Origin of the sequence: Cellulomonas fimi (assembly GCF_028583725.1) — a bacterium.
Classification (GTDB): Bacteria; Actinomycetota; Actinomycetes; order Actinomycetales; family Cellulomonadaceae; genus Cellulomonas; species Cellulomonas fimi_B.
Window position 1 is genome coordinate 517,973 of the sequence record NZ_CP110680.1, and the last position, 21,312, is coordinate 539,284.

General features: G+C 73.8%; 17 protein-coding genes, 1 tRNA gene and 2 pseudogenes. 15 read left to right on the plus strand and 5 right to left on the minus strand.

Annotated elements, in window-relative coordinates:
* Window positions 1-13: 13 nt before the first annotated feature.
* Together recR and OOT42_RS02385 are read left to right on the plus strand one after the other, a co-directional pair.
* Window positions 14-613, plus strand: coding sequence for a recombination mediator RecR (gene recR / locus OOT42_RS02380; protein WP_273653364.1), 600 nt, complete (start codon window positions 14-16; stop codon window positions 611-613).
* Between the two features lie 37 nt (window positions 614-650).
* Window positions 651-1,229, plus strand: a complete 579-nt coding sequence (locus OOT42_RS02385) for a DUF5063 domain-containing protein (protein WP_273653365.1) — start codon at window positions 651-653, stop codon at window positions 1,227-1,229.
* Between the two features lie 74 nt (window positions 1,230-1,303).
* On the opposite strand, the gene OOT42_RS02390 is transcribed toward OOT42_RS02385, so the two are convergent.
* The 3 genes from OOT42_RS02390 to OOT42_RS02400 all read right to left on the minus strand — a co-directional run bounded on the left by OOT42_RS02390 (window position 1,304) and on the right by OOT42_RS02400 (window position 4,923).
* The gene (locus OOT42_RS02390; RefSeq protein WP_273653366.1) at window positions 1,304-2,425 is read right to left on the minus strand and encodes an ABC transporter permease; all 1,122 of its coding nucleotides are present in this window, start codon (window positions 2,423-2,425) and stop codon (window positions 1,304-1,306) included.
* On the minus strand, window positions 2,422-3,450 hold the full coding sequence (locus tag OOT42_RS02395; protein ID WP_273653367.1) for an ABC transporter ATP-binding protein: 1,029 nt from the start codon (window positions 3,448-3,450) through the stop codon (window positions 2,422-2,424). The genes OOT42_RS02390 and OOT42_RS02395 overlap by 4 nt, the downstream gene beginning before the upstream one ends.
* A gap of 186 nt (window positions 3,451-3,636) precedes the next feature.
* A complete protein-coding gene (locus OOT42_RS02400) occupies window positions 3,637-4,923 on the minus strand; it encodes a cellulose-binding domain-containing protein (protein ID WP_273653368.1) in 1,287 nt (428 codons plus the stop codon).
* Window positions 4,924-5,231: 308 nt separating this feature from the next.
* Between OOT42_RS02400 and OOT42_RS02405 the strand changes: the two genes are divergently transcribed.
* A complete protein-coding gene (locus tag OOT42_RS02405) occupies window positions 5,232-6,515 on the plus strand; it encodes an aspartate kinase (RefSeq protein ID WP_273653369.1) in 1,284 nt (427 codons plus the stop codon).
* Window positions 6,512-7,570, plus strand: a complete 1,059-nt coding sequence (locus OOT42_RS02410; protein ID WP_273653370.1) for an aspartate-semialdehyde dehydrogenase — start codon at window positions 6,512-6,514, stop codon at window positions 7,568-7,570. Before OOT42_RS02405 ends, OOT42_RS02410 begins: the two co-directional genes overlap by 4 nt.
* A 196-nt stretch (window positions 7,571-7,766) precedes the next feature.
* Here the strand turns inward: OOT42_RS02410 and OOT42_RS02415 are convergent, their stop codons facing one another.
* Entirely contained in the window at window positions 7,767-10,016 is a 2,250-nt protein-coding gene (locus OOT42_RS02415; RefSeq protein WP_273653371.1) for an LLM class flavin-dependent oxidoreductase, read from the minus strand.
* Window positions 10,017-10,181: 165 nt separating this feature from the next.
* Here OOT42_RS02415 and OOT42_RS02420 point away from each other — a divergent pair, with 165 nt between their 5' ends.
* From OOT42_RS02420 to OOT42_RS02465, 11 genes and pseudogenes are all read left to right on the plus strand, one after another.
* Entirely contained in the window at window positions 10,182-10,583 is a 402-nt protein-coding gene (locus tag OOT42_RS02420; protein WP_273653372.1) for a GntR family transcriptional regulator, read from the plus strand.
* Complete coding sequence (locus OOT42_RS02425; protein ID WP_273653373.1) at window positions 10,580-11,491, plus strand: ABC transporter ATP-binding protein; 912 nt, start codon at window positions 10,580-10,582, stop codon at window positions 11,489-11,491. Before OOT42_RS02420 ends, OOT42_RS02425 begins: the two co-directional genes overlap by 4 nt.
* Entirely contained in the window at window positions 11,488-12,249 is a 762-nt protein-coding gene (locus OOT42_RS02430; protein ID WP_273653374.1) for a hypothetical protein, read from the plus strand. The genes OOT42_RS02425 and OOT42_RS02430 overlap by 4 nt, the downstream gene beginning before the upstream one ends.
* Window positions 12,250-12,407: 158 nt before the next feature.
* Window positions 12,408-13,424, plus strand: coding sequence for an ABC transporter ATP-binding protein (locus OOT42_RS02435; RefSeq protein WP_273653375.1), 1,017 nt, complete (start codon window positions 12,408-12,410; stop codon window positions 13,422-13,424).
* Window positions 13,425-13,428: 4 nt separating this feature from the next.
* A complete protein-coding gene (locus tag OOT42_RS02440; protein WP_273653376.1) occupies window positions 13,429-14,241 on the plus strand; it encodes an ABC transporter permease in 813 nt (270 codons plus the stop codon).
* Between the two features lie 349 nt (window positions 14,242-14,590).
* On the plus strand, window positions 14,591-17,863 hold the full coding sequence (locus tag OOT42_RS02445) for a glycoside hydrolase family 48 protein (protein ID WP_273653377.1): 3,273 nt from the start codon (window positions 14,591-14,593) through the stop codon (window positions 17,861-17,863).
* Window positions 17,864-18,262: 399 nt separating this feature from the next.
* A pseudogene (locus OOT42_RS02450) lies at window positions 18,263-18,691 on the plus strand (sensor domain-containing protein); the annotation flags it as partial.
* Window positions 18,685-19,014: pseudogene (locus OOT42_RS20220) on the plus strand (hypothetical protein); the annotation flags it as partial. The pseudogenes OOT42_RS02450 and OOT42_RS20220, both read left to right, overlap by 7 nt.
* A gap of 111 nt (window positions 19,015-19,125) precedes the next feature.
* The gene (locus OOT42_RS02455; protein WP_273654897.1) at window positions 19,126-19,467 is read left to right on the plus strand and encodes a sensor histidine kinase; all 342 of its coding nucleotides are present in this window, start codon (window positions 19,126-19,128) and stop codon (window positions 19,465-19,467) included.
* The gene (locus tag OOT42_RS02460; RefSeq protein ID WP_273653378.1) at window positions 19,455-20,192 is read left to right on the plus strand and encodes a response regulator; all 738 of its coding nucleotides are present in this window, start codon (window positions 19,455-19,457) and stop codon (window positions 20,190-20,192) included. The genes OOT42_RS02455 and OOT42_RS02460 overlap by 13 nt, the downstream gene beginning before the upstream one ends.
* Complete coding sequence (locus tag OOT42_RS02465; protein WP_273654762.1) at window positions 20,189-21,103, plus strand: hypothetical protein; 915 nt, start codon at window positions 20,189-20,191, stop codon at window positions 21,101-21,103. Before OOT42_RS02460 ends, OOT42_RS02465 begins: the two co-directional genes overlap by 4 nt.
* 71 nt (window positions 21,104-21,174) lie before the next feature.
* On the opposite strand, the gene OOT42_RS02470 is transcribed toward OOT42_RS02465, so the two are convergent.
* Window positions 21,175-21,248: transfer RNA gene (locus tag OOT42_RS02470), tRNA-Pro, on the minus strand.
* Between the last annotated feature and the right edge of the window lie 64 nt (window positions 21,249-21,312).

Below are 21,312 nucleotides of genomic sequence, written 5' to 3' on the forward strand. Positions count from 1 at the left end.
GTAGGCTGGGCGCGTGTACGAGGGCGCGGTCCAGGACCTGATCGACGAGCTCGGGCGGCTGCCCGGCGTCGGTCCCAAGAGCGCCCAGCGCATCGCGTTCCACATCCTCGCGGCGGACCCGGCGGACGTGCGTCGCCTGTCGGACGCGCTCGTCGAGGTCAAGCGCCGGGTCCGGTTCTGCGAGGTCTGCGGCAACGTCGCGCAGGAGGACCAGTGCCGCATCTGCCGTGACCCGCGCCGGTCGCCGACGGTGCTGTGCGTCGTCGAGGAGCCGAAGGACGTCGTCGCGATCGAGCGGACCCGCGAGTTCCGCGGGAAGTACCACGTGCTCGGCGGGGCCATCAACCCGATCGCGGGCGTCGGCCCGGACGACCTGCGCATCGCGCAGCTCATGACGCGCCTGGCCGACGGCACGGTGACCGAGGTGATCCTCGCGACGGACCCGAACGTCGAGGGCGAGGCGACGGCGACCTACCTGGCGCGCCTGCTGGTCCCGATGGGCCTGACGGTGAGCCGTCTGGCGTCGGGCCTGCCGGTCGGTGGCGACCTGGAGTACGCGGACGAGGTCACGCTCGGGCGGGCGTTCGAGGGACGACGGCGCATCAGCGCCTGACGTGGCCCGGCGACGGGACGCGAGGACGGGGGAAGTGATGGACACCGTGAGGGCGACGACGGCGGACGCCGACCTGCAGGACCTGGCGCGCGCGGTCGCGGACGAGTCCCGCAGCTACCTGACGACGGTCACCGAGGTCGCGGCGGGCACGACGCCGGAGGCGACGCTGCCGCTGCTGCTGCTCGCGGTGTCCGACGTGCTCGCGGTCGGTGCGCGGCTGGGGGCGACGACGGACGTCGTGCCGGCGGAGCGCTTCGAGCCGGACCGCGGCCCGGACCCGGACGTCGACCCGCTGCGCGCGGCGCTGGCGAACGTGTTCGAGGGCATCGACGAGTACGCCGAGGTCGTCGACCCGCTGGTGACGCCGGAGCTGGAGCAGTCGTCGGTGTCGGGGGACCTCGTCGCGATCGCGCAGGCGCTCGCGCAGGGCCTGCGGCACTACGAGGCGGGCTCGGTGACCGAGGCCCTGTGGTGGTGGCAGTTCTCGTACCTGTCGGACTGGGGCGAGCGCGCGTCGGGCCTGCTGCGCGTCATCCAGACGATGCTCGCGCACCTGCGCCTCGACGTGGAGGACGACGTCGCCGCCGAGGCGGAGTACGACGCGCTCCAGTCCTGACGCACGACGAGGCGATGCGGCGCGCCGCCGACGCGATGGGGTTCGCCACCGACGACCCCGTCTGAGCTCCGTCGTCAGGCGACGCGGGTGCCGCGGGCGAGTCGGTGCTGCGGGACGCGCAGGCGGCGGACCGCGACGACGAACCCGGCGGCGCCGAGCAGGACGTGCAGCGCGAGGCCGAACGGCCAGACGGGCGTCGTGTTGTGGCTCCCGGTCGAGTTCGCGGGCTGCGCGTCGTCGATCCAGCACCAGTCCTCGACGGCGGGCGGGCCGTCGCGCAGGTCGCGCACGCCCTCACGGATCGCGCCGAGCGGCTCCGACGGCGGCACGTCCGTGTCGGCCGTCGCGGGGACGGCGTCGGCGACGATGACGAACGGGTTCGCGCCGAGCAGCCACCAGGTGCGTTCGGTGTGCATGACCTCGGTCCGCTGCGTGAACTCCTCGCACTGCAGGAGGTCGGCCTCGACACCCTGGGGCGGCACGCCGTAGACGCGCACGTCCTCGGTCGAGGTGACGGTCGGCAGCGTCAGCCCGAACAGCATGGGCGTGAAGACGGTGAGCGCGGCGACCGTGACGAAGGTGAGGACGGTCGACCCGGCGGTGCGTGACACGAGCGCGGACCAGCCGAGGCCCATCCCGCAGACGGTCGCGAGCAGCAGCGCGACGAGCAGCAGGCCGGCGAGCAGCGACGTCGGGGGCGTGTCGCCGAGGAACAGCGTGAGCACGAGGAACGGGACGCTCGCGACGAGGAACGCGCACGCGGCGGCCCATGCGGCGAGCAGCTTGCCGGCGGCGATCTCGGCGGGCGTCAGCAGCGTGACCTGCAACGTCGCGAGGGTCCCGGCGGCGCGGTCGCCGTTGACGGCGGTCGACGTGAGCGTCGGGGTGACGAGCAGCCCGAGCCCGAGGACGAGCATCGTGACCGCGCCGAACGCGATCGCGCCGCGCTCCAGGCCCTCCTCGTCGATCGTCCCGATCGCGCCGGTGATGAGGAGCGTCAGCGCACCGACGACGAGGAACCAGACGACCAGCGCGACGACCCAGCGGGTCGACCGCACGCGCTGGCGCAGCTCGAGGGCGGCGACGGTCCGCACGCCGTGCCACGTGAGGCCCCAGGTCGCGGAGCGGCGGCCCGACGGCACGGGCGGCGGGGTCGTGGTCGCGTCGTCGTCGAGGTCGACGGGGGTGACGCTCATCGGCGCTCCTCCTCCAGGTCCAGGTACGCCTGCTCGAGCCGGCCGACGACAGGGGCGAACGACGTGACGTCGACCCCCGCGGACACGGCGGAGCGCAGCACGCGGGCGGCGTCGGCGTCGTCCGTGACGTCGACGAGCACGCCCGCGGGGCCGCCGGGCGTCGTCTCCGTGGCGGGGCCGTCGGGGCGCCAGGCGATGCCCGCGGTCGCGAGCCAGCCGGTCAGCGGCGCGGCGGCCAGGGCCTTGAGGTGGAACGTGCGGGTGGCCGCGGCCGCGTCGGCCGACCACGAGTCGACGACGGTCCGTCCCTTCGACAGGAACACCGCGTCGTCGGCCATCTCCTCCAGCTCGGACAGCACGTGGCTGGACACGAGGACCGTGCGGCCCTCGTCGGCGAGGCGCCGCAGCAGGAGCCGCAGGTCGACGCGCGAGCGCGGGTCGAGGCCGCTGGCGGGCTCGTCGAGCAGCAGCACCTGCGGGTCGTGCACGAGCGCCCGCGCGAGGCCGAGCCGCTGCTTCTGCCCGCGGGACAGGACGCTCGCGGGCCGGTCGGCGAACTCCGACAGGTGCACGGTCGCGAGCAGCTCGCTGACGCGCGCGTCTGCCTGCGCTGTCGGCAGCCGGTAGGCCGCCGCGAACGTGCCGAGGACCTCGCGCGCGGTGAGCGAGTCCCACGTGCCGAACGCGTCGGGCATCCAGCCGGTGCGGGCCCGGGCGGCGGGTCCGTCGGTCACCGGGTCGTGCCCGGCGACGAGCACGCCCCCCTCGTCGGGCACGAGGAGCCCGGCGAGCACGAGCAGCAGGGTCGTCTTGCCCGAGCCGTTCGGCCCGACGAGCGCGGTGACCGCACCGGCGCGGGCCCGCAGGTCGACGCCGTCGAGCGCCTGCACGGTCCCGAACGCGCGGCGCAGGCCCTGCACGACGATCCCGTCACCGCCGGACGGGGGCGGCGCCGTCGTCGTGGCCGGTGCGCCCGCGGGGGGCGGACCGTCGCCGGGGGTGTCGTCGTCGACCGCGCTCGTCATGGCGACACCGTAGGACCGGCCCGCGACGTCGGACGCCCGTTCGCGGTGGAGGAACCGTGGAGGTCGCGGTCAGTCACCCGGACGCCCGCCCCGCCGGGCAGGTGACGACCCCGCCCTGACGCCCGCTGCCTCGTCCGCGGCGGTCGTCACGACGGGGTCGTCGTCCCCCTCCGTGCGTGGGGGGTCTCAGCAGCCCAGGCGCGAGCCCGCGACGGCCACGTCGTCGAACCACAGCGTGTCCGCACCGTCGCCGTAGCTCTCCCAGCCGAGCCGCAGGTCCGTCGGGCGCGGCGCCCACGCCGTCCGGTACCACTGGCCGTCGACGTCGTGCGTCGGCGTGCCGTCCGCGGTCAGCCCGGTCACGGCGGAGCCGTCGAGCCACGTCGCGAGCCGGCCTGCCCGGTCCACCTGCACCTCGACGCAGTGCCACGTCCCCGTCGTGAGCGGCGAGCTCAGCGCGACGCCGTTCGGCGACTGCTCGGGCAGGGTCGCGTCGTCCGACGCGCGGTTCCACTGCAGCGCGCCGTTCTGGCCGCCCATGCGCAGGTCACGGTTGCCGTCGCCCGCGTCGCGCATCGCGAGGAACGTCGTGTGCGCGGTCGGCAGGGCCGTCGTGTGCCGCACCCAGTACCGCAGCCACATCTGCGAGAGGCTGCTCAGGTCCGCCGCGGCCTTCGCGAAGACGTGGTTGCAGTACCCGGCCGCGCCGACCACCTTGAGCGAGCGGCTGCCCGAGTGGGCCACGGCGCTGTCGACCTCGATGCGCCCCTGGCCCGAGCAGTCCGGCGTGACGACGCTCCACGCACCTGACGGCGTCGTCGACGTCTGCGACTCCAGGCCGTCGCAGAACAGCGCGCTCCCGCAGCCGTCCCCGGTCGGGGTGGGGGTGGGCGTCGGCTCGACGGTGGGGGTCGGCGTCGGGGTCGGGGTCGGCTCGACCGTCGGCGTGGGGGTGGGCTCGACCGTGGGGGTCGGCGTCGGCGTGACCGTCGGCGTCGGGGTCACGCTCGGCGTCGGGGTGACCGTGGGCGTCGGCGTCGTCGTCGGACGCCCGTCGCACGGGATGCCGTTGACGGCGAAGTCGGTGGGTGCCGTGTTCGCGCCCGACCACGACCCCTGCAGGCCGAACGACGCGGTGCCGCCCGTCGGGACGGTGCCGTTCCAGGCCGCGTTGCGCGCGGAGGCGCGGTTGCCCTCGGACGTGACGGTGGCGTTCCAGGCGGACGTCACCTGCTGGCTCCCGGGCCACGTCCACGTGACGGTCCACGACGTCAGCGGGGTGCCGGTCGTCAGTCGGACGTCGGCGGTGAACCCGCCGGGCCACGTGTTGTTCGTCCAGGTGACGGCGCACGCCGCGACCGCTCCGGACGCGCGCGACGCCTGCGCGAGGAGCGTCCCGACGACCGCGAGCAGCACGACGACGAGCGCGGCGATCAGCACCCGGCCCCGGGCGCGCACGACTGCGATGGACATGTCCGGTCCTCTCCGACGCCGCCCTGCGACGACCGCCGCGTCCTCGCGTCGACCGTGGCGCGCGACCGTCCGCGGCGCCCCCTGCTGCGTCGCGGGGAAGCCTGCCGCGCGTCGACGCCCGCCCGTCACCCCCTCAAACGCTTCACCTGAGGCGGGCGTCGACAGCGGCACGGGTCGGAGGTCGCGCCGCGTCGAGGGGTGGAACGGGTTTGCGGCCGGGCGCGGCGCGTGCCTACGCTCCGGCGAACCACAAGGAACCCGGCGGGCCGTTGAGAGAGACGGAGGCCGGCGACAGATGGAGCAGGCACGTGGCACTTGTCGTGCAGAAGTACGGCGGATCGTCGGTCTCGGACGCCGCCAGCATCAAGAGGGTCGCCAAGCGGATCGCGGCGGCCAAGCGAGCGGGTGACGACATCGTCGTCGTGGTCTCGGCCATGGGTGACACGACGGACGAGCTCATCGACCTCGCGCAGCAGATCACCCCGCTGCCCCCGTCCCGGGAGATGGACATCCTCCTCACCGCCGGTGAGCGGATCTCGATGTCGCTCCTCGCGATGGCGATCAACAACCTCGGCGTGAAGGCCAAGTCGTTCACCGGTCAGCAGGCGGGCGTCATCACGGACGCCGTGCACGGCCGCGCACGCATCGTCGACGTCGTCCCGCACCGCATCCGCGAGACGATCGAGAAGGGCCAGGTCGCGATCGTCGCGGGCTTCCAGGGCGTGACGGAGGAGACGAACGACGTCACGACGCTCGGCCGCGGCGGGTCGGACACGACCGCCGTCGCGCTCGCGGCGGGACTCGGCGCCGACGTCTGCGAGATCTACACCGACGTGGACGGCGTCTTCTCGGCGGACCCCCGCATCGTCCCGGCCGCCCGCAAGCTCGACCGGGTCTCCTACGACGAGATGCTCGAGCTCGCCGCCAGCGGCGCGAAGGTCCTCGTCCTGCGGTGCGTCGAGTACGCCCGCCGGTACGAGGTGCCCGTGCACGTCCGTTCGTCGTTCTCGACCCACACCGGCACGCTCGTGACGAACGAGCCGGCCGCCGACAGCCCCGAGGGAGCAGCAGTGGAACAGCCGATCATCGCGGGCGTCGCGCACGACCGCTCCGAGGCCAAGATCACCGTCGTCGGAGTCCCCGACGTGCCGGGCAAGGCCGCCCGGATCTTCCAGGTCGTCGCCGGGTCCGGCGTGAACATCGACATGATCGTCCAGAACGTGTCGGCCGCCGCCACCGGGCTGACGGACATCTCGTTCACGCTGCCCGCGTCCGACGGCGCGACCGCGACCGCCGCCCTGTCCGAGCACCAGCCGGACATCGGGTTCCAGTCGCTGCAGTACGACGACACGATCGGCAAGCTCTCGCTCATCGGCGCGGGCATGAAGTCGCACCCCGGTGTCTCCGCGAAGCTCTTCGCGGCCCTGTCGGACGCCGGCATCAACATCGAGATGATCTCGACCTCGGAGATCCGGATCTCCGTGGTCACGCGGGCCGACAGCCTGGACGACGCGGTGCGCGCCGTCCACACGGCGTTCGACCTGGACGCGGACCAGCAGGAGGCTGTCGTGTACGGAGGGACGGGACGATGAGCGGGCTCACCGTTGCGGTGGTCGGAGCGACCGGCCAGGTCGGGAGCGTCATGCGGCGCCTGCTCGACGAGCGGGACTTCCCCGTCGGGACGATCCGCTACTTCGCGTCGGCCCGGTCCGCCGGTACGACGCTGCCGTGGCGCGGCGCCGACGTCGTCGTCGAGGACGTCGCGACCGCCGACCTGTCCGGCATCGACATCGCGATCTTCTCCGCGGGCGGCGGGACGTCGAAGGAGCACGCCCCGCGGTTCGCGGCCGCCGGCGCGGTCGTCATCGACAACTCGTCGGCGTGGCGCCGCGACCCGTCCGTGCCGCTCGTGGTCTCGGAGGTGAACCCGGACGCGCTCGCTGACGTGCCGAAGGGCATCATCGCCAACCCGAACTGCACGACCATGGCCGCGATGCCGGTCCTCAAGGTCCTGCACGAGGAGGCCGGTCTGCGCCGCCTCGTCGTGTCGACCTACCAGGCCGTGTCGGGCGCGGGCCTCGCGGGCGTCGCCGAGCTGGCCGGGCAGATCGCGGCCGCGGCGTCGCAGGACATCACCGCGCTGACGCACGACGGGTCCGCCGTGGACTTCCCGGCGGCGGAGAAGTTCCCGCGGACGATCGCGTTCGACGTCATCCCGCTCGCGGGCTCGGTCGTCGACGACGGGTCCTTCGAGACCGACGAGGAGCAGAAGCTCCGCCACGAGTCCCGCAAGATCCTCGGCATCCCCGACCTGCTGGTCTCCGGCACGTGCGTGCGCGTCCCGGTGTTCACGGGTCACTCGCTGTCGATCAACGCGGAGTTCGAGCGGCCTCTGTCGCCCGAGCGCGCGCGTGAGCTCCTGTCCTCCGCGCCGGGCGTCCAGCTCGACGACGTCCCGACGCCGCTCGCGGCGGCCGGGGCCGACCCGAGCCTCGTCGGCCGCATCCGCCAGGACGAGGGCGCGCCCGAGGGTCGCGGCCTGGCCCTGTTCGTCAGCAACGACAACCTCCGCAAGGGCGCCGCGCTCAACGCCGTCCAGATCGCTGAGCTCGTCGCGGCCCGCCTGACGGCCACCACCCCCGCCTGACCCCTCGTCCGGCGGCCACCCGCCGCCGACCACAACATGGCGCGCGTTCCGGACCCCCGGACCGCGCGCCATGTTGCGTTCGGACGCGGGGAGGGGACGCCGACCCGGGTCTTGTGACCGCTTGCGCCTGTCTGAGCGGTACCCATCCCCGGGTCGGCGGCTGTCGTCGGGCATGAAGGACGCCGGCGTCCGTGTGTCAGCCGGCGGGGTCGATGGGGAAGTTCTGGTCGAAGACGTGGTCCGGGTCGTAGGTGCGCTTGAGGGCGCGCAGGCGGTCGAGGGTCGCGGGCGGGAAGGCGTCGAGCAGGCGCTCCGGGCGCGGGTCGGTCTCGAAGGACAGGTAGAGGCCGTCCATGTGCGGGTACGCGAGGCGGTCCCACGCGTCGTCGAGGCCGGACCGGTCGAGGCGCCCGGCGAACGACGTGACCGAGAACTCCTGCGTGCGGTGCGCGTAGGCGGTCGCGGACGCGTCGACGTCATGCACCGCCCCGCCCGTGGCGCGGAGCTGGAGCAGCGATGCCTCGCCGCTGAGCAGCAGGTCGCCGAGCGCGGCACCGGCGTCGGGCACCATGCGGGGGAGCAGGCCCGAGCGTGACACGGGCGGGGCGCCGCCGTCGTGGTGCTTCGACACCGGCCCGATGATCCCGGCGTACGGCGTGACCTGGGCGCGCTGCTGGAGGACGGGCGCGACGTCGAGCATCGGCTCGAGCACCTCCACGGCGGCCGACGTGTCCGCCGACGCCCACACCGTCATGGCCTGCGCCATCGGCCCGCGGTCGCGGCCGCCCGCCGACAGGTGGAGGAACGACGTGAGCTCGCGGGGCGCGTCCTGCACGAGGGCACCCCAGCGCGACACGAGCGCGCCCGGGTCGGTCGCGTCGAAGACCATCTGTGCGAACACCACGTCGGGCACGTCGGACGCCTCGATCTCGACGGCCGTGACGACGCCCAGGTTGCCGCCCGCGCCGCGCAGCCCCCAGAAGAGCTCGGGCTCGGATGACGCGGAGACGACGTGCACCGACCCGTCGGCCAGCACGACCTCGTACGCGAGGACGTGGTCGATCGTCAGGCCGTGCAGCCGCCCGAGCAGCCCGATGCCGCCGGTCGTGGCGAGCCCGCCGACGCCGACACCGCCGTAGTCGCCCGACGAGATGGCCCACCCGCGCCGCGCGATCGCGGACGCGACGGCCCCCCAGGTGGCCCCGGCCCCGACGCGGACGCGGCGCGACGACTCGTCGAGCACCTCGATCGACGACAGCCGCTCCAGGTCGAGCACGACGCCACCGTCGTTGGTCGACCGCCCGGAGATGCCGTGCCCGCCGGACCGGACGGCGAGCGGCCCGCGCTGCCCGCGCGCGTACGTGAGGGCCGACGCGACCTCGGCGGTCGTCGACGGCCGGAGCACCAGACCGGGCGCGCCGCGGCGCATGTAGGTCGACCGGACCTCGGCGTACCGGCGGTCGCCCGGCTCGACGACCTCGACGCCCGCGGGCACCGCGTCGTAGTCGATCCCGTCGACGCGCTTCGCGAGCGCGGCGGCGGATCGCACGGGCCCGGTCGCCGTCCCGGCCGACGCCCTCGCGGCGGCCACCGCCGACCGGACGGCGGGCGCGACCTCGGTCCCGAACGTCTCGATGACCGACGGGTCGTCGCTGCCGAGGATGAACGTCCCGACCCCGTCGTCGAGCGCGAGCGCGACGAGCGCGTCGACCCACGCCGACGCCGATCCGACCAGCGAACCCGAGCCGGGGGTCAGGTTGTACAGCCGGCGGATCTCCCGCGGGTCCCGTCCCGCGGCGACCGCCGCCGCGTCGATCGCCGCGTTGCCGCGCGCGAGGTCGCCGAGCTGCATGTATCCCTCGGACGGCAGCCACCCGTCGGCCTTCTCGCCGACGAGCCGCAGCATGCGCGGCTTGTAGGCGCCGAGCCAGATGCCCGCGTCGTGCACGGGCGCCGGTCCGCGCTTGGCGCCGTCGACGGAGTGGTACGACCCGCCCACCCGCAGCGGAGAGCGGGTCGAGGTGTCCCACAGGCCGCGGATCACGTCGATCGCCTCGGACAGCGCGTCGACCCCCTGGCCCGGGGTCAGCCGCGGCACGCCCATCCCGACCATCGCGTCCCAGAACGCCCCGGCCCCGAGCCCGAGCTCGGCGCGCCCGCCGGACAGCAGGTCGAGCGACGCGACGGCACGCGCGAGGACGGCGGGCTGGCGCAGCGGGAGGTTGAGCACGTTGCCGGCGAGGTGCACGCGTGAGGTCCGGGCGGCGACGTAGGAGAGCAGCGTCCAGGTGTCGAGGAACCGCGGCTGGTACGGGTGGTCCTGGAACGTCACGAGGTCGAGCCCGACCTCCTCGGTGAGCACGGCGAGCGAGACCGGGACCTGCGGGTCGGCGTTCGTCGGGGTGATGAAGGTGCCGAAGGTGAGCTCGTGGCCGTAGTCGGGCATGGGTCCTCGTCGTCGTCGGTCGCGCGCCCGGGGGACCGGGGCCGCACCTGCCGCAACGAGCGAACCATCCCGGACCTTCCCTCGTCCTCTTGTGGCGCACGGCGGTTCTGTGGTTCATTAGTCGAGTAATGAACCAAGGAACTTCACGACGACAGGAGCAGCCGCATGTTCGACGGCCGTGAACCCCTGTACGTCCAGATCGCCGACCAGATCCGTCAGGACGTCCTCAGCGGCGCCCTCGAGGCCGAGGAGCAGGTCATGTCCACGACGCAGTACGCGACGACCTTCCGCATCAACCCGGCCACCGCCGCCAAGGCGTTCGCCGAGCTGGTCGACGAGGGCGTCCTCTACAAGCGCCGCGGCGTCGGCATGTTCGTCGCCCCCGGCGCCCGCGAGAAGCTGCGCGCCGAGCGCCGCGACACGTTCTTCGCCGACGTCGTCGACCCGATGCTGGAGCAGGCCCGCCTGCTGGGCATCGACGTCGACGAGGTCGTCGCCCGCCTCCGCGCGAACGCGCAGGCCGCCCAGGCCACCCAGACCGACACCCCCCAGGCAGGTGCCCGATGACCGGCTTCGGCGTCGAGGTCCGCGACCTCACCGCCCGCTACGGCTCCACGACCGCGCTCGACGCGGTGTCCTTCGAGATCCGCCCCGGCGCGATCACCGGACTGCTCGGCCGCAACGGCTCCGGCAAGACGACGTTCCTGTCGGTGCTGGCCGCTTTCCGCCGCCGCAACGGCGGCACGATCCTCGTCGACGGCGAGGACCCGTGGGAGAACCCGCGGATCATGGGCGGCACGTGCCTCATCCGGGAGAGCGGCGACGTCGTCCTCGACGAGGCGATCAAGGAGAACCTGGCGTTCCTCGCCGACCGCCGGCCGCACTTCGACCGGGAGGCCGCCGAGGCGCTGCTCGACCGGTTCGAGCTCGACCCCGACAAGCGCCCCGACCGTCTGAGCCGCGGGCAGCGGTCCGCGTTCGGCGTCGTCGTCGGCATCGCGACGCGGGCACCGCTCACGCTGCTCGACGAGGTGCACCTCGGCATGGACGCCCCGGCGCGGTACGCGTTCTACGACGCGCTGCTCGCCGACTGGATCGAGCACCCGCGCACGATCGTCCTGTCGAGCCACCTGATCGGCGAGGTCGAGCGGCTGCTGGAGGACGTCGTCGTCATCGACAAGGGCCGCGTCATCGCCGCCGACGACGCCGCGACGCTCCGCGAGCAGGGGCTCACCGTCACCGGTCCCGCCGACGCCGTCGACGCGTTCGTCGTCGGCCGTCGCGTGGTCGCCCGGCAGTCCCTCGGCCGTACGGCCCAGGCGACCGTCATCGGCACGCAGGCCGACGACGACGTGCGTGCCCGCGCGGCCGGCCTCGAGCTCGGCGCCGTCGGGCTGCAGGACCTCTTCGTCCACCTGACCGACCGTGGCGCCGGCGAGACCGCCGACGTCCTCACCCCGCAGGAGTCCCGATGACCGCCGCCACGCCCGCCCTCCCGGCGAAGGCCCGGGCCGGCCACGTCGAGAACCAGACGTGGCTCACCGCGCGCTGGCTGCTGCGCACGCAGATCTACCTCGCCGCGTGGTTCTGGGGCCTCGCGGTCGTCGTGGTCGCCGCGGTCGTCGTGATCGTGGTCAACGTCGGCGACCTGCACAACAGCATCGTCGCGTTCACCCGGCAGGGCGCGATCTGGTTCCCGTTCTCGGTGTTCATCATCGTCACCACGACGTACTTCCCGATCCACGTCGCGACGGGCCTGACCCGCCGCAGCCTGGTCCGCGGGTCGCTCGTGGCCGCCGCCGCGACAGCCGTGCTCTACGGCGGCATGTTCTCGCTGCTGCTCCTCGTCGAGCGCGCGGTCTTCGACGCGGCCGGGTGGCAGTGGAAGTTCTTCGACGACCTCTCGGCCGGCGCCGGGCCAGAGACCTTCATCCCGGCCGCGCTGCTCACGTACCTCGTGGCCTACGTGTCGGGGCTGCTCGTGGGCATCGTCTACCTGCGCACCGGCGGGTGGTGGGGCACGCTCCTGCTGCCGTTCACCGCCGGCCCGATCCTGATCGTCTCGGCCTTCTTCGCCGCCGACGCCGGGCCGATCGCGACGGAGTCGTGGTTCGGCGGCAACGGCGTGACGACGCCCGTCGCGGTCGCCGCGAGCCTCGTGCTCGTCGCCGTCATGGCGTTCGTCGTCGACCGGCTGGTCCGGACCGCCGACGTGCCCGTCCGCACCAGCTGACCTGACCCGCACCGGCCCACCGCCGGGCACCCGCACCACCCGCACCCCTCTCCGCGCACCACGGGACGGCCCGCACGCCGCTCCCGCGGCACCGCACACCCTCGAGCCGCCCGGCGACCCGCCGTGCGCCCGTCCCGCACCGACCCTGGAGGAGCACCATGCCCACCCCCGTCATCGAGGTCGAGCACCTGCGCAAGACCTACGGCAGCAACGTCGCCGTCGACGACGTCTCCCTGCACGTCCAGCCCGGCGAGATCTTCGGCATCCTCGGCCGCAACGGCGCGGGCAAGACGACGACCGTCGAGATCGTCGGCGGCCTGCGCCACGCCGACGCGGGCGACGTCCGCGTCCTCGGGCTCGACCCGCGTCGCGACGCGCGCCGCCTGCACGAGCGTGTCGGCCTCCAGCTCCAGGAGAGCGAGCTGCCGCCGCGCATCACCGTCCGCGAGGCGCTCGACCTGTACGCGTCGTTCTACGAGGACCCGGCGGACCCGGCGTCGCTCGTCTCCGACCTCGGCCTGACCGAGAAGGCGGACACCCGGTTCCAGAACCTGTCCGGTGGCCAGAAGCAGCGGCTGTCGGTGGCGCTCGCACTGGTCGGCAACCCGGAGGTCGCGATCCTCGACGAGCTCACGACGGGCCTCGACCCGCACGCCCGGCGCGAGACGTGGGGCGTGGTCGAGGCGATCCGGCAGCGCGGCGTGACGATCGTGCTGGTCACGCACCTCATGGAGGAGGCCGAGCGGCTGTGCGACCGGATCGCGCTCATCGACGCGGGCCGGGTCGTCGCGACGGGCACCCCCGCCGAGCTCGCCGCGCGCGCCACGGCCGAGCAGGTGCTGCGGTTCCGCCCGTCGGCGCCGCTGCCCGCCGGGCTGCTCGACCGCACGCCGACCGTCACGCACGTCGCGCCGACGGCCGGCGCGACCGCCGACGGCACCGCCGACACCGTCGACGCCGCCGACGGCACCGTCGAGGTCCGCGGCACGGACAACGTCGTGCAGGACGTGCTCGTCGCGCTCCACCAGCACGGCATCCGCCCGCTCGGCCTGCACCTGGAGCAGGGTTCGCTCGAGGACGCGTTCGTCGCCCTCACCGGTCGCGCGTCGCAGGACGCCGGCCCCTCCGTCACCGCCGCCAAGGCCGCGCGCCGCGCGAAGAACCGGGAGAACTGAGGCCATGTCCACGACGACCACCGCCCCCGCCCGCACGGTCACGCCGCGCCGCCCGTCGGGAGCCCGCGCGCTGCGCCGCCTCACCCTCACCGAGGGGCGCCTGTTCCTGCGGGACCCGTCGAACGCGTTCTTCGCGATCGTCTTCCCCGCGCTGCTGCTCACGGTCCTCGGGCTCGTGATGCCGTGGGCGGACCAGCCGTTCGACGACCAGGACCCGATCCTGTCGCAGTTCACGGCCATCACCGGGTACACGCCGACGGTGCTGGCCCTCGCGATCGGCACGGTCGCGTTCACGACGTACCCGACGACGATCGCCACGTACCGGCAGCGTGGCGTCCTGCGCCGGCTGTCCACGACGCCGGTCCCGCCGACGCGCGTGCTGGTCGCGCAGGTCGCGGTGAACCTCGCGGCCCTGCTGGTCGCGGCGGTGCTCGCGTTCGTGCTCGGCGTCGTGGTGGTGGGCGTCGAGGCGCCGGAGCAGCCGCTGCTGGTCGTGGGGGCGTTCGTGCTCTCCGTGCTCGCGGCGTTCGCGGTGGGCTCGCTCATCGCCGCGGTCGCCCCGACCGGCCCGGCGGCGAACGGCATCGGCGCGACCGTCTACTTCATGTCGCTGTTCTTCGCGGGCGTGTGGCTGCCCCTGCCGCTCATGCCCGACGTGGTCCAGACGATCGCGCAGTGGACGCCGCTGGGCGCCGCCGCGCAGGCGATGTCGGCCGCGTGGTTCGGGCAGCCGTTCCCGGGCGTCGAGCTGCTCGCGCTCGCCGTGTGGGCGGTCGTCGGGAGCCCGCTGGCGGCACGGCTGTTCCGCTGGTCGTGACCACCCGAGAGCTCCCGGAGGGGGGAGCGCGACGGCCCGTCGGGGAGGTCCCCGGCGGGCCGTCGTCGTGGGAGCGGCGTGGGAACGGCACGACACGCGGAGCGTCCGTGGTCGCGCTCCCACCCGAAAGGTTTAGGAGTCTGGACGGTCCCTGTGCGGTTGCGGATGGTTGGCCCGACCTGCCCGACGTGCACCCCGAGCCGCCCGCATCGCCGCGGACACCGGCCCGAGGGTCAGGCCGGGCAGGAGTGCACCTCCGCCACCGTCCCGCGCGTGCCCGCACGGGGCCCGGTGGGCACGCCCGCGTGACGTCGCACGGGCGGCCCGCACACCACGAAAGGTACGGACGATGTCGTCAACGACCCGCCGGCGAACCGCCTGGGTGGCTGTAGCCACCGTAGGTGTGTCGTCGTTCCTGGCGACCGCGGGGATCACCCCCGCGCTCGCCGCGACCGGAGCAGGCTTGCCCGCCACGGTCACCGTCCCCGCGGCCTCGCCGGTCCGCGCCGCCGTCGACGGCGAGTACGCGAACCGGTTCCTCGCGCAGTACGACAAGATCAAGGACCCGGCCAACGGGTACTTCAGCGCCCAGGGCATCCCGTACCACGCCGTCGAGACCCTCATGGTCGAGGCGCCCGACTACGGCCACGAGACGACCTCCGAGGCGTACTCGTACTGGCTGTGGCTCGAGGCCCTCTACGGCCAGGTCACCCAGGACTGGGCACCGCTCAACCACGCCTGGGACACGATGGAGAAGTACATGATCCCCCAGTCGGTGGATCAGCCCACGAACTCCTTCTACAACCCCAACTCGCCGGCCACCTACGCGCCCGAGTTCAACCACCCGAGCTCCTACCCGTCGCAGCTCAACAGCGGCATCAGCGGCGGCACCGACCCGATCGGCGCCGAGCTCAAGTCGACCTACGGCAACGCGGACGTCTACCAGATGCACTGGCTGGCCGACGTCGACAACGTCTACGGCTTCGGCGCCACGCCGGGCGCGGGCTGCACGCTCGGCCCGACCGCGACCGGCACGTCGTTCATCAACACCTTCCAGCGCGGCCCGCAGGAGTCGGTCTGGGAGACCGTCCCGCAGCCGTCGTGCGAGGAGTTCAAGTACGGCGGCAAGAACGGGTACCTCGACCTGTTCACCAAGGACGCGTCGTACGCGAAGCAGTGGAAGTACACCTCGGCGTCCGACGCCGACGCGCGGGCCATCGAGGCCGTCTACTGGGCCAACCAGTGGGCGACCGAGCAGGGCAAGGCGGCCGACGTCGCCGCGACCGTGGCGAAGGCCGCCAAGATGGGCGACTACCTGCGCTACACGCTCTTCGACAAGTACTTCAAGAAGATCGGCTGCACCTCGCCGTCCTGCGCCCCCGGCCAGGGCCGTGAGGCCGCGCACTACCTGCTCTCCTGGTACATGGCGTGGGGCGGCGCGACCGACACGAACGCCGGCTGGGCATGGCGCATCGGCTCGTCGCACGCGCATTTCGGCTACCAGAACCCGCTCACCGCGTGGGCGCTGTCGACCGACGCCAAGCTGACCCCCAAGTCGCCGACCGCGAAGTCCGACTGGTCCGCGTCCATGCAGCGCCAGCTCGAGTTCTACACGTGGCTCCAGGCGTCCAACGGCGGCATCGCCGGTGGCGCGACGAACAGCTGGGACGGCGCCTACGCCACGCCGCCGGCCGGCACGCCCACGTTCTACGGCATGGGCTACACCGAGGCGCCCGTCTACGTCGACCCGCCGTCGAACCGCTGGTTCGGCATGCAGGCGTGGGGCGTCCAGCGCGTCGCCGAGCTCTACTACGCCTCGGGCAACGCCCAGGCGAAGAAGATCCTCGACAAGTGGGTCCCGTGGGTCGTCGCGAACATCTCGACCGACGGCGCCAACTGGAAGGTCCCGAGCGAGCTCAAGTGGACCGGCAAGCCGGACACCTGGAACGCCGCGTCGCCGACCGGCAACCCGGGCCTGACCGTCGAGGTCACGTCCTACGGCCAGGACGTCGGCGTCGCCGGCGACACCGCCCGCGCGCTGCTGTTCTACGCCGCCAAGTCGGGCGACACCGCGTCGCGCGACAAGGCCAAGGCGCTCCTCGACGCCATCTGGGCCAACAACCAGGACCCGCTGGGCGTGGCCGCGGTCGAGACCCGTGGCGACTACAAGCGGTTCGACGACACCTACGTCGCCAACGGTGACGGCATCTACATCCCGTCCGGCTGGACCGGCACGATGCCCAACGGCGACGCCATCAAGCCCGGCGTGTCCTTCCTCGACATCCGCAGCTTCTACAAGAACGACCCGAACTGGTCCAAGGTCCAGGCGTACCTCGACGGCGGCGCCGAGCCGAAGTTCACATACCACCGGTTCTGGGCCCAGACGGCCATCGCCGGGGCGCTCGCGGACTACGCGCGTCTCTTCGACGAGGGCACGACCGAGCCCGACACCACGCCGCCGTCGGTCCCGACGGGCCTGCAGGCCGGCCTCGTCACCTCGACCGAGGCGACGATCTCCTGGACGGCCTCGACGGACGACACCCGCGTGGCGTCGTACGACGTGTACCGCGGCACCACGAAGGTCGGCTCGGCGACGACGACGTCCTTCACCGACACGGGCCTGACCCCCTCGACGGCGTACTCGTACACCGTCCGGGCGGTCGACGCGGCCGGCAACGTGTCCGCGGCGTCCTCGGCGCTCGCGCTCACCACGAAGGCCACGCCGTCCGACACGACGCCGCCGAGCGTGCCGTCGATCCTGTCGAGCGCGAGCACGACGAACAGCGTGACGGTCGTGTGGTCCGCGTCGACGGACGAGACGGGCGGCTCGGGTCTCGCCGGGTACGACGTGTACCGCGGCACGACCCGCGTCGGCCAGACGACGGGCACGACGTTCACCGACACCGGCCTCACCGCCGCGACCGCGTACCAGTACTCGGTCCGGGCGCGTGACGTCGCCGGCAACGTGTCCGCCGCCTCGACGGCCGTCACCGTCACCACGAAGTCCGACACCACGCCGGACACGACCGCGCCGAGCGTCCCGACGGGCCTCACGGCGACCACCGTGGGCGAGACCAGCGTGACCCTCACGTGGAACGCGTCCACCGACACCGGTGGCTCGGGCCTCGCGGGCTACGACGTCTACCGCGGCACGACGAAGGTCGGCACGCCGACCTCCGCCACGTACACCGACAGCGGCCTCACCGCCGCGACGGCGTACCAGTACACCGTCCGGGCACGGGACGTCGCGGGCAACGTGTCCGCCGCGTCGAGCGCCCTGTCGGTCACCACGAAGTCCGGCCAGCAGACCGGCTCGTGCAAGGTCACCTACAACGCCAGCACCTGGAACACGGGCTTCACCGCGTCGGTGCGGATCACCAACACCGGCACGACCACGCTCAACGGCTGGAGCCTCGGCTTCTCGTTCGCGAACGGTCAGAAGGTGCAGCAGGGCTGGAGCGCCGACTGGACCCAGTCCGGGACGACGGTGACCGCGAAGAACGCCGCGTGGAACGGCACCCTGGCCCCGGGTCAGAGCGCCGACATCGGCTTCAACGGCTCGCACTCGGGCACGAACGCCAACCCGACGACGTTCACGCTCAACGGCGCGGCCTGCAGCTGACGCCACCCGCACGACACCGAGGCCGGTCCGGGCACGTCCCGGGCCGGCCTCGGCGCGTCGGGGTGGGGTTGTCCCTACCTCCACCTCGGGGGTGGGCGTGCTGTCGACGAGGGGTCGCCGACGCCTAGGTTCGACGACATGGCCACTCCGACCGTCCCGCCCGCACCGGGCGCACCGCCGAGCCAGCCGCCCGCGCCCGTCGCGTCGCGCGGCTCCGGCCCCGCCGCCACGACCGCAGCACCCGCGGCGCCGACGACGACCGACGACGCCCGCGTCGTCGCCCCCGCGTTCCTCTCCGGTCACGCGCTGCTCCGCGCCCCCGGCGACGCCGCCACCTGGCGTGCGGTCGCGCAGATCACGATCGGCTGGCCGTGGCTCCTGACCTTCGGGCTCCTCGCGATGATCTGGACGCTCACCTCCGCGAGCCTGGTCGCCGCCTTCGGCATCGGCCTGCCGATGCTCGTGGGCGGCCTGGTCGCGGGGCAGTGGTTCGCCAGCGCCGAGCGCGCCCGCGTCGCCGCCCAGACGGGTGCGGTCGTCGCCGCACCGACCTACCGCCGCGGCCCGCGGCCCGGGTGGTGGCGCTGGGGCACGTGGTGGGCCGTGCTGTCCGACGGCCGGCGGTGGGCACACCAGGTGTACGCCGCGGCGGGTCTGGGCGTCTCGTCGCTGGGGTTCACGCTCGTGTTCACGCTGGCCGGCGCGGGTGTCGCGGCGATCGCGTTCCCGGGCTACGGGCGCGGCTCGGTCGTCGACGACTGGTTCGGCCTCGCGTGGCCGCTCGTGATCCTCGCGACCGTCCTCGGCGGCGTCGCGCTGCTGTGGCTCGCCGCGCTCGCCGCACAGGCGACCTCGCTCGTGACGGTGCGCCTGGCGCGCGGGCTGCTCGGCCCGACCGCCCAGTCGGAGGCTCTCGTCGAGGCGCGCGCCGCGGTCGACCGGGCCGAGGTCCGCGCCGAGCAGCTCCGCGAGACCCGCACGGCCGCCGTCGGAGCCGCCGACGAGGAGCGCCGCCGCATCGAGCGCGACCTGCACGACGGCGCCCAGCAGCGGCTCGTCGCCCTGGGCGTGGAGAACTCGGCGCCGCCAAGCGGGCCGCGACGCGCGACCCCGAGACGGCCGCCGCCGCCCTCGACCACGCGCACCGCGAGGTCAAGGAGACCCTCGCCGAGCTGCGCGACCTGGTCCGCGGCATCCACCCGGCCGTCCTCACCGACCGCGGGCTCGACGCGGCGCTCTCGGCGCTCGCCGCCCGCACGCCCGTGTCCGTCACGGTCGACGTGCCGGCGCCGCAGACCCTCGCGCTGGCACCCGCGGCCACGCAGGCCGCCGCGTACTTCGTCGTCGCCGAGGCGCTCACGAACGTCACCAAGCACTCGGGCGCGCAGAGCGTCCTCGTCGAGGCGACGGTCGTGGACGGCCCCACCGGGCCCGCGCTGCGCGTCGTCGTCGCCGACGACGGCAAGGGCGGTGCGACCGCCGCGCCGGGCAGCGGGCTCGACGGCCTGCGCAGCCGCGTCGCCGCCCTGGACGGCACGTTCGACCTCGACAGCCCCGCCGGAGGCGGGACCCGGCTCACCGTGGAGGTGCCGTGCGCATCGTGATCGCGGAGGACTCCGTCCTCCTCCGGGACGGCCTGTCCCGCCTGCTCGAGGCGGAGGGCCACGACGTCACCGGCTACCCGACGGCCGACGAGCTCGTCGCCGCCCTCGGCACCGGGACGGCCGGCGACGACCTGCCCGACGTGGTCGTCACCGACGTCCGGATGCCGCCCAGCCACACCGACGAGGGCCTGCGGGCCGCCGTCCACCTGCGCAGCCTGCACCGTCGCCTGCCGATCCTCGTGCTCTCGCAGTACGTCGAGCAGCGCTACGCCGCCGAGCTCTTCGCCGGCGACGTGCGCGGCCTCGGGTACGTGCTCAAGGACCGCGTCGCCGACGTGGAGGAGTTCCTCGACGCCCTGCAGCGCGTCGCGGGCGGCGGCACCGTCATCGACCCCGAGGTGGTGGCCCAGATCCTCGCCCGCACCCGCAGCACCGGTCTCGAGACCCTCACCCCGCGGGAGCGCGAGGTGCTCGGCCTCATGGCCGAGGGCCGCTCCAACACCGCCATCGCCGAACGTCTCGTCGTCGGCCTGCCCGCCGTCGAGAAGCACGTCACGTCCATCCTCACCAAGCTCGGCCTGCCGCCCGACGCCGACGACCACCGCCGCGTGCTCGCCGTCCTGCGCTGGCTCGAGCACGGCCCGACCGCCGCCCAGCCCGGCCCGGTCGTCACGCCGCCCGGCGGCGTCCGCACCGACCGACCCACGAACGGAGCACGCGCATGACCGCCACCCTGCAGCAGCCCCCCGTCACCCCCGCCGGCCCGCCGCCCGCCGACCCGACCCGTACGCCCCTCGGTCGCGGCCTCCTGTGGGCCGGCGTCGCCCTCGGCGTCGTCATCATCGGGTGGGGCGGCCTCCAGGCCGCCGACCTCGCGATGTCGAGCACCGAGCGCGCGAACGCCACCTACGACGCCGCCGGGGTCGTCGAGCTCGTCGCCGACGGGCGCGTGTCCGTCTCCGCGGGCGACGACGACGCGGTCGACGTCGAGCGCATCGCCCGCAGCGGCTTCACGTCGCCCACGTACTCCGTGCAGGAGCGCGGCGACCGGCTCGTCGTGCGGCACGAGTGCGGCTCCTGGTTCGGCGTCTGCGAGGGCGCCCTCGAGGTGCACGTCCCGCGCGGCACCGAGGTCGTCGTCCGGACGTCCAACGGGGCCGTCGTGGCACGCGGGCTGAGCGGCGACCTCGACGCGCAGACCTCCGACGGCCGAGTCGAGGTCACCGGGATCACGGGCGACGCGCAGCTGCGCACGAGCAACGGCGGCGTCGTCGTCACCGACGTCACCGGCGACGTCTCCGCCCGCACGAGCGACGGGCGCATCGACGCCGACGGGATCGGCGGCCACCTCGACGCGGTCACCAGCAACGGCAGCGTGCAGGTCGGCGACGTGGACGGCGACGCGCGCGTCCGGACCAGCGACGGGAGCATCGACGTCGCCGCCGTGCAGGGCGACGTGGAGGCCGTGACGAGCAACGGGAGCGTCGTCGTCGTCGGCACCGGGGAGCCCGTCGCGCTGACGATCTCGACGTCCAACGGTCGGCAGACCGTCGAGGCCCCCACCGACCCGTCGGCGTCCCGCACCGTCGTCATCCGCTCCTCGGACGGCAACGTCTCCTACCTCGGCCCCCGCTGACGAGCGGCCCGTCCGCGGGCAAGACGAGAGGCCCGGACCGGCATGATGCCGATCCGGGCCTCTCGTGTGTGTCGGGGTGGCGGGATTCGAACCCACGACCTCTTCGTCCCGAACGAAGCGCGCTACCAAGCTGCGCCACACCCCGTGGAGCCCCGTAAGGATAGCCGACGGACCTCCGATCGACGAAACCGGATACGGCGGCCGTGACC

Excerpts from the sequence above, each read along its gene's own strand:
- OOT42_RS02425 (WP_273653373.1), top strand. The coding sequence starts at position 10,580 with ATGACCGGCTTCGGCGTCGAGGTCCGCGACCTCACCGCCCGCTACGGC.
- OOT42_RS02445 (WP_273653377.1), top strand. The coding sequence starts at position 14,591 with ATGTCGTCAACGACCCGCCGGCGAACCGCCTGGGTGGCTGTAGCCACC.
- OOT42_RS02415 (WP_273653371.1), bottom strand. The coding sequence starts at position 10,016 with ATGCCCGACTACGGCCACGAGCTCACCTTCGGCACCTTCATCACCCCG.
- OOT42_RS02465 (WP_273654762.1), top strand. The coding sequence starts at position 20,189 with ATGACCGCCACCCTGCAGCAGCCCCCCGTCACCCCCGCCGGCCCGCCG.
- OOT42_RS02430 (WP_273653374.1), top strand. The coding sequence starts at position 11,488 with ATGACCGCCGCCACGCCCGCCCTCCCGGCGAAGGCCCGGGCCGGCCAC.
- OOT42_RS02400 (WP_273653368.1), bottom strand. The coding sequence starts at position 4,923 with ATGTCCATCGCAGTCGTGCGCGCCCGGGGCCGGGTGCTGATCGCCGCG.
- OOT42_RS02420 (WP_273653372.1), top strand. The coding sequence starts at position 10,182 with ATGTTCGACGGCCGTGAACCCCTGTACGTCCAGATCGCCGACCAGATC.
- OOT42_RS02440 (WP_273653376.1), top strand. The coding sequence starts at position 13,429 with ATGTCCACGACGACCACCGCCCCCGCCCGCACGGTCACGCCGCGCCGC.
- OOT42_RS02390 (WP_273653366.1), bottom strand. The coding sequence starts at position 2,425 with ATGAGCGTCACCCCCGTCGACCTCGACGACGACGCGACCACGACCCCG.
- OOT42_RS02410 (WP_273653370.1), top strand. The coding sequence starts at position 6,512 with ATGAGCGGGCTCACCGTTGCGGTGGTCGGAGCGACCGGCCAGGTCGGG.
- OOT42_RS02385 (WP_273653365.1), top strand. The coding sequence starts at position 651 with ATGGACACCGTGAGGGCGACGACGGCGGACGCCGACCTGCAGGACCTG.
- OOT42_RS02435 (WP_273653375.1), top strand. The coding sequence starts at position 12,408 with ATGCCCACCCCCGTCATCGAGGTCGAGCACCTGCGCAAGACCTACGGC.
- OOT42_RS02395 (WP_273653367.1), bottom strand. The coding sequence starts at position 3,450 with ATGACGAGCGCGGTCGACGACGACACCCCCGGCGACGGTCCGCCCCCC.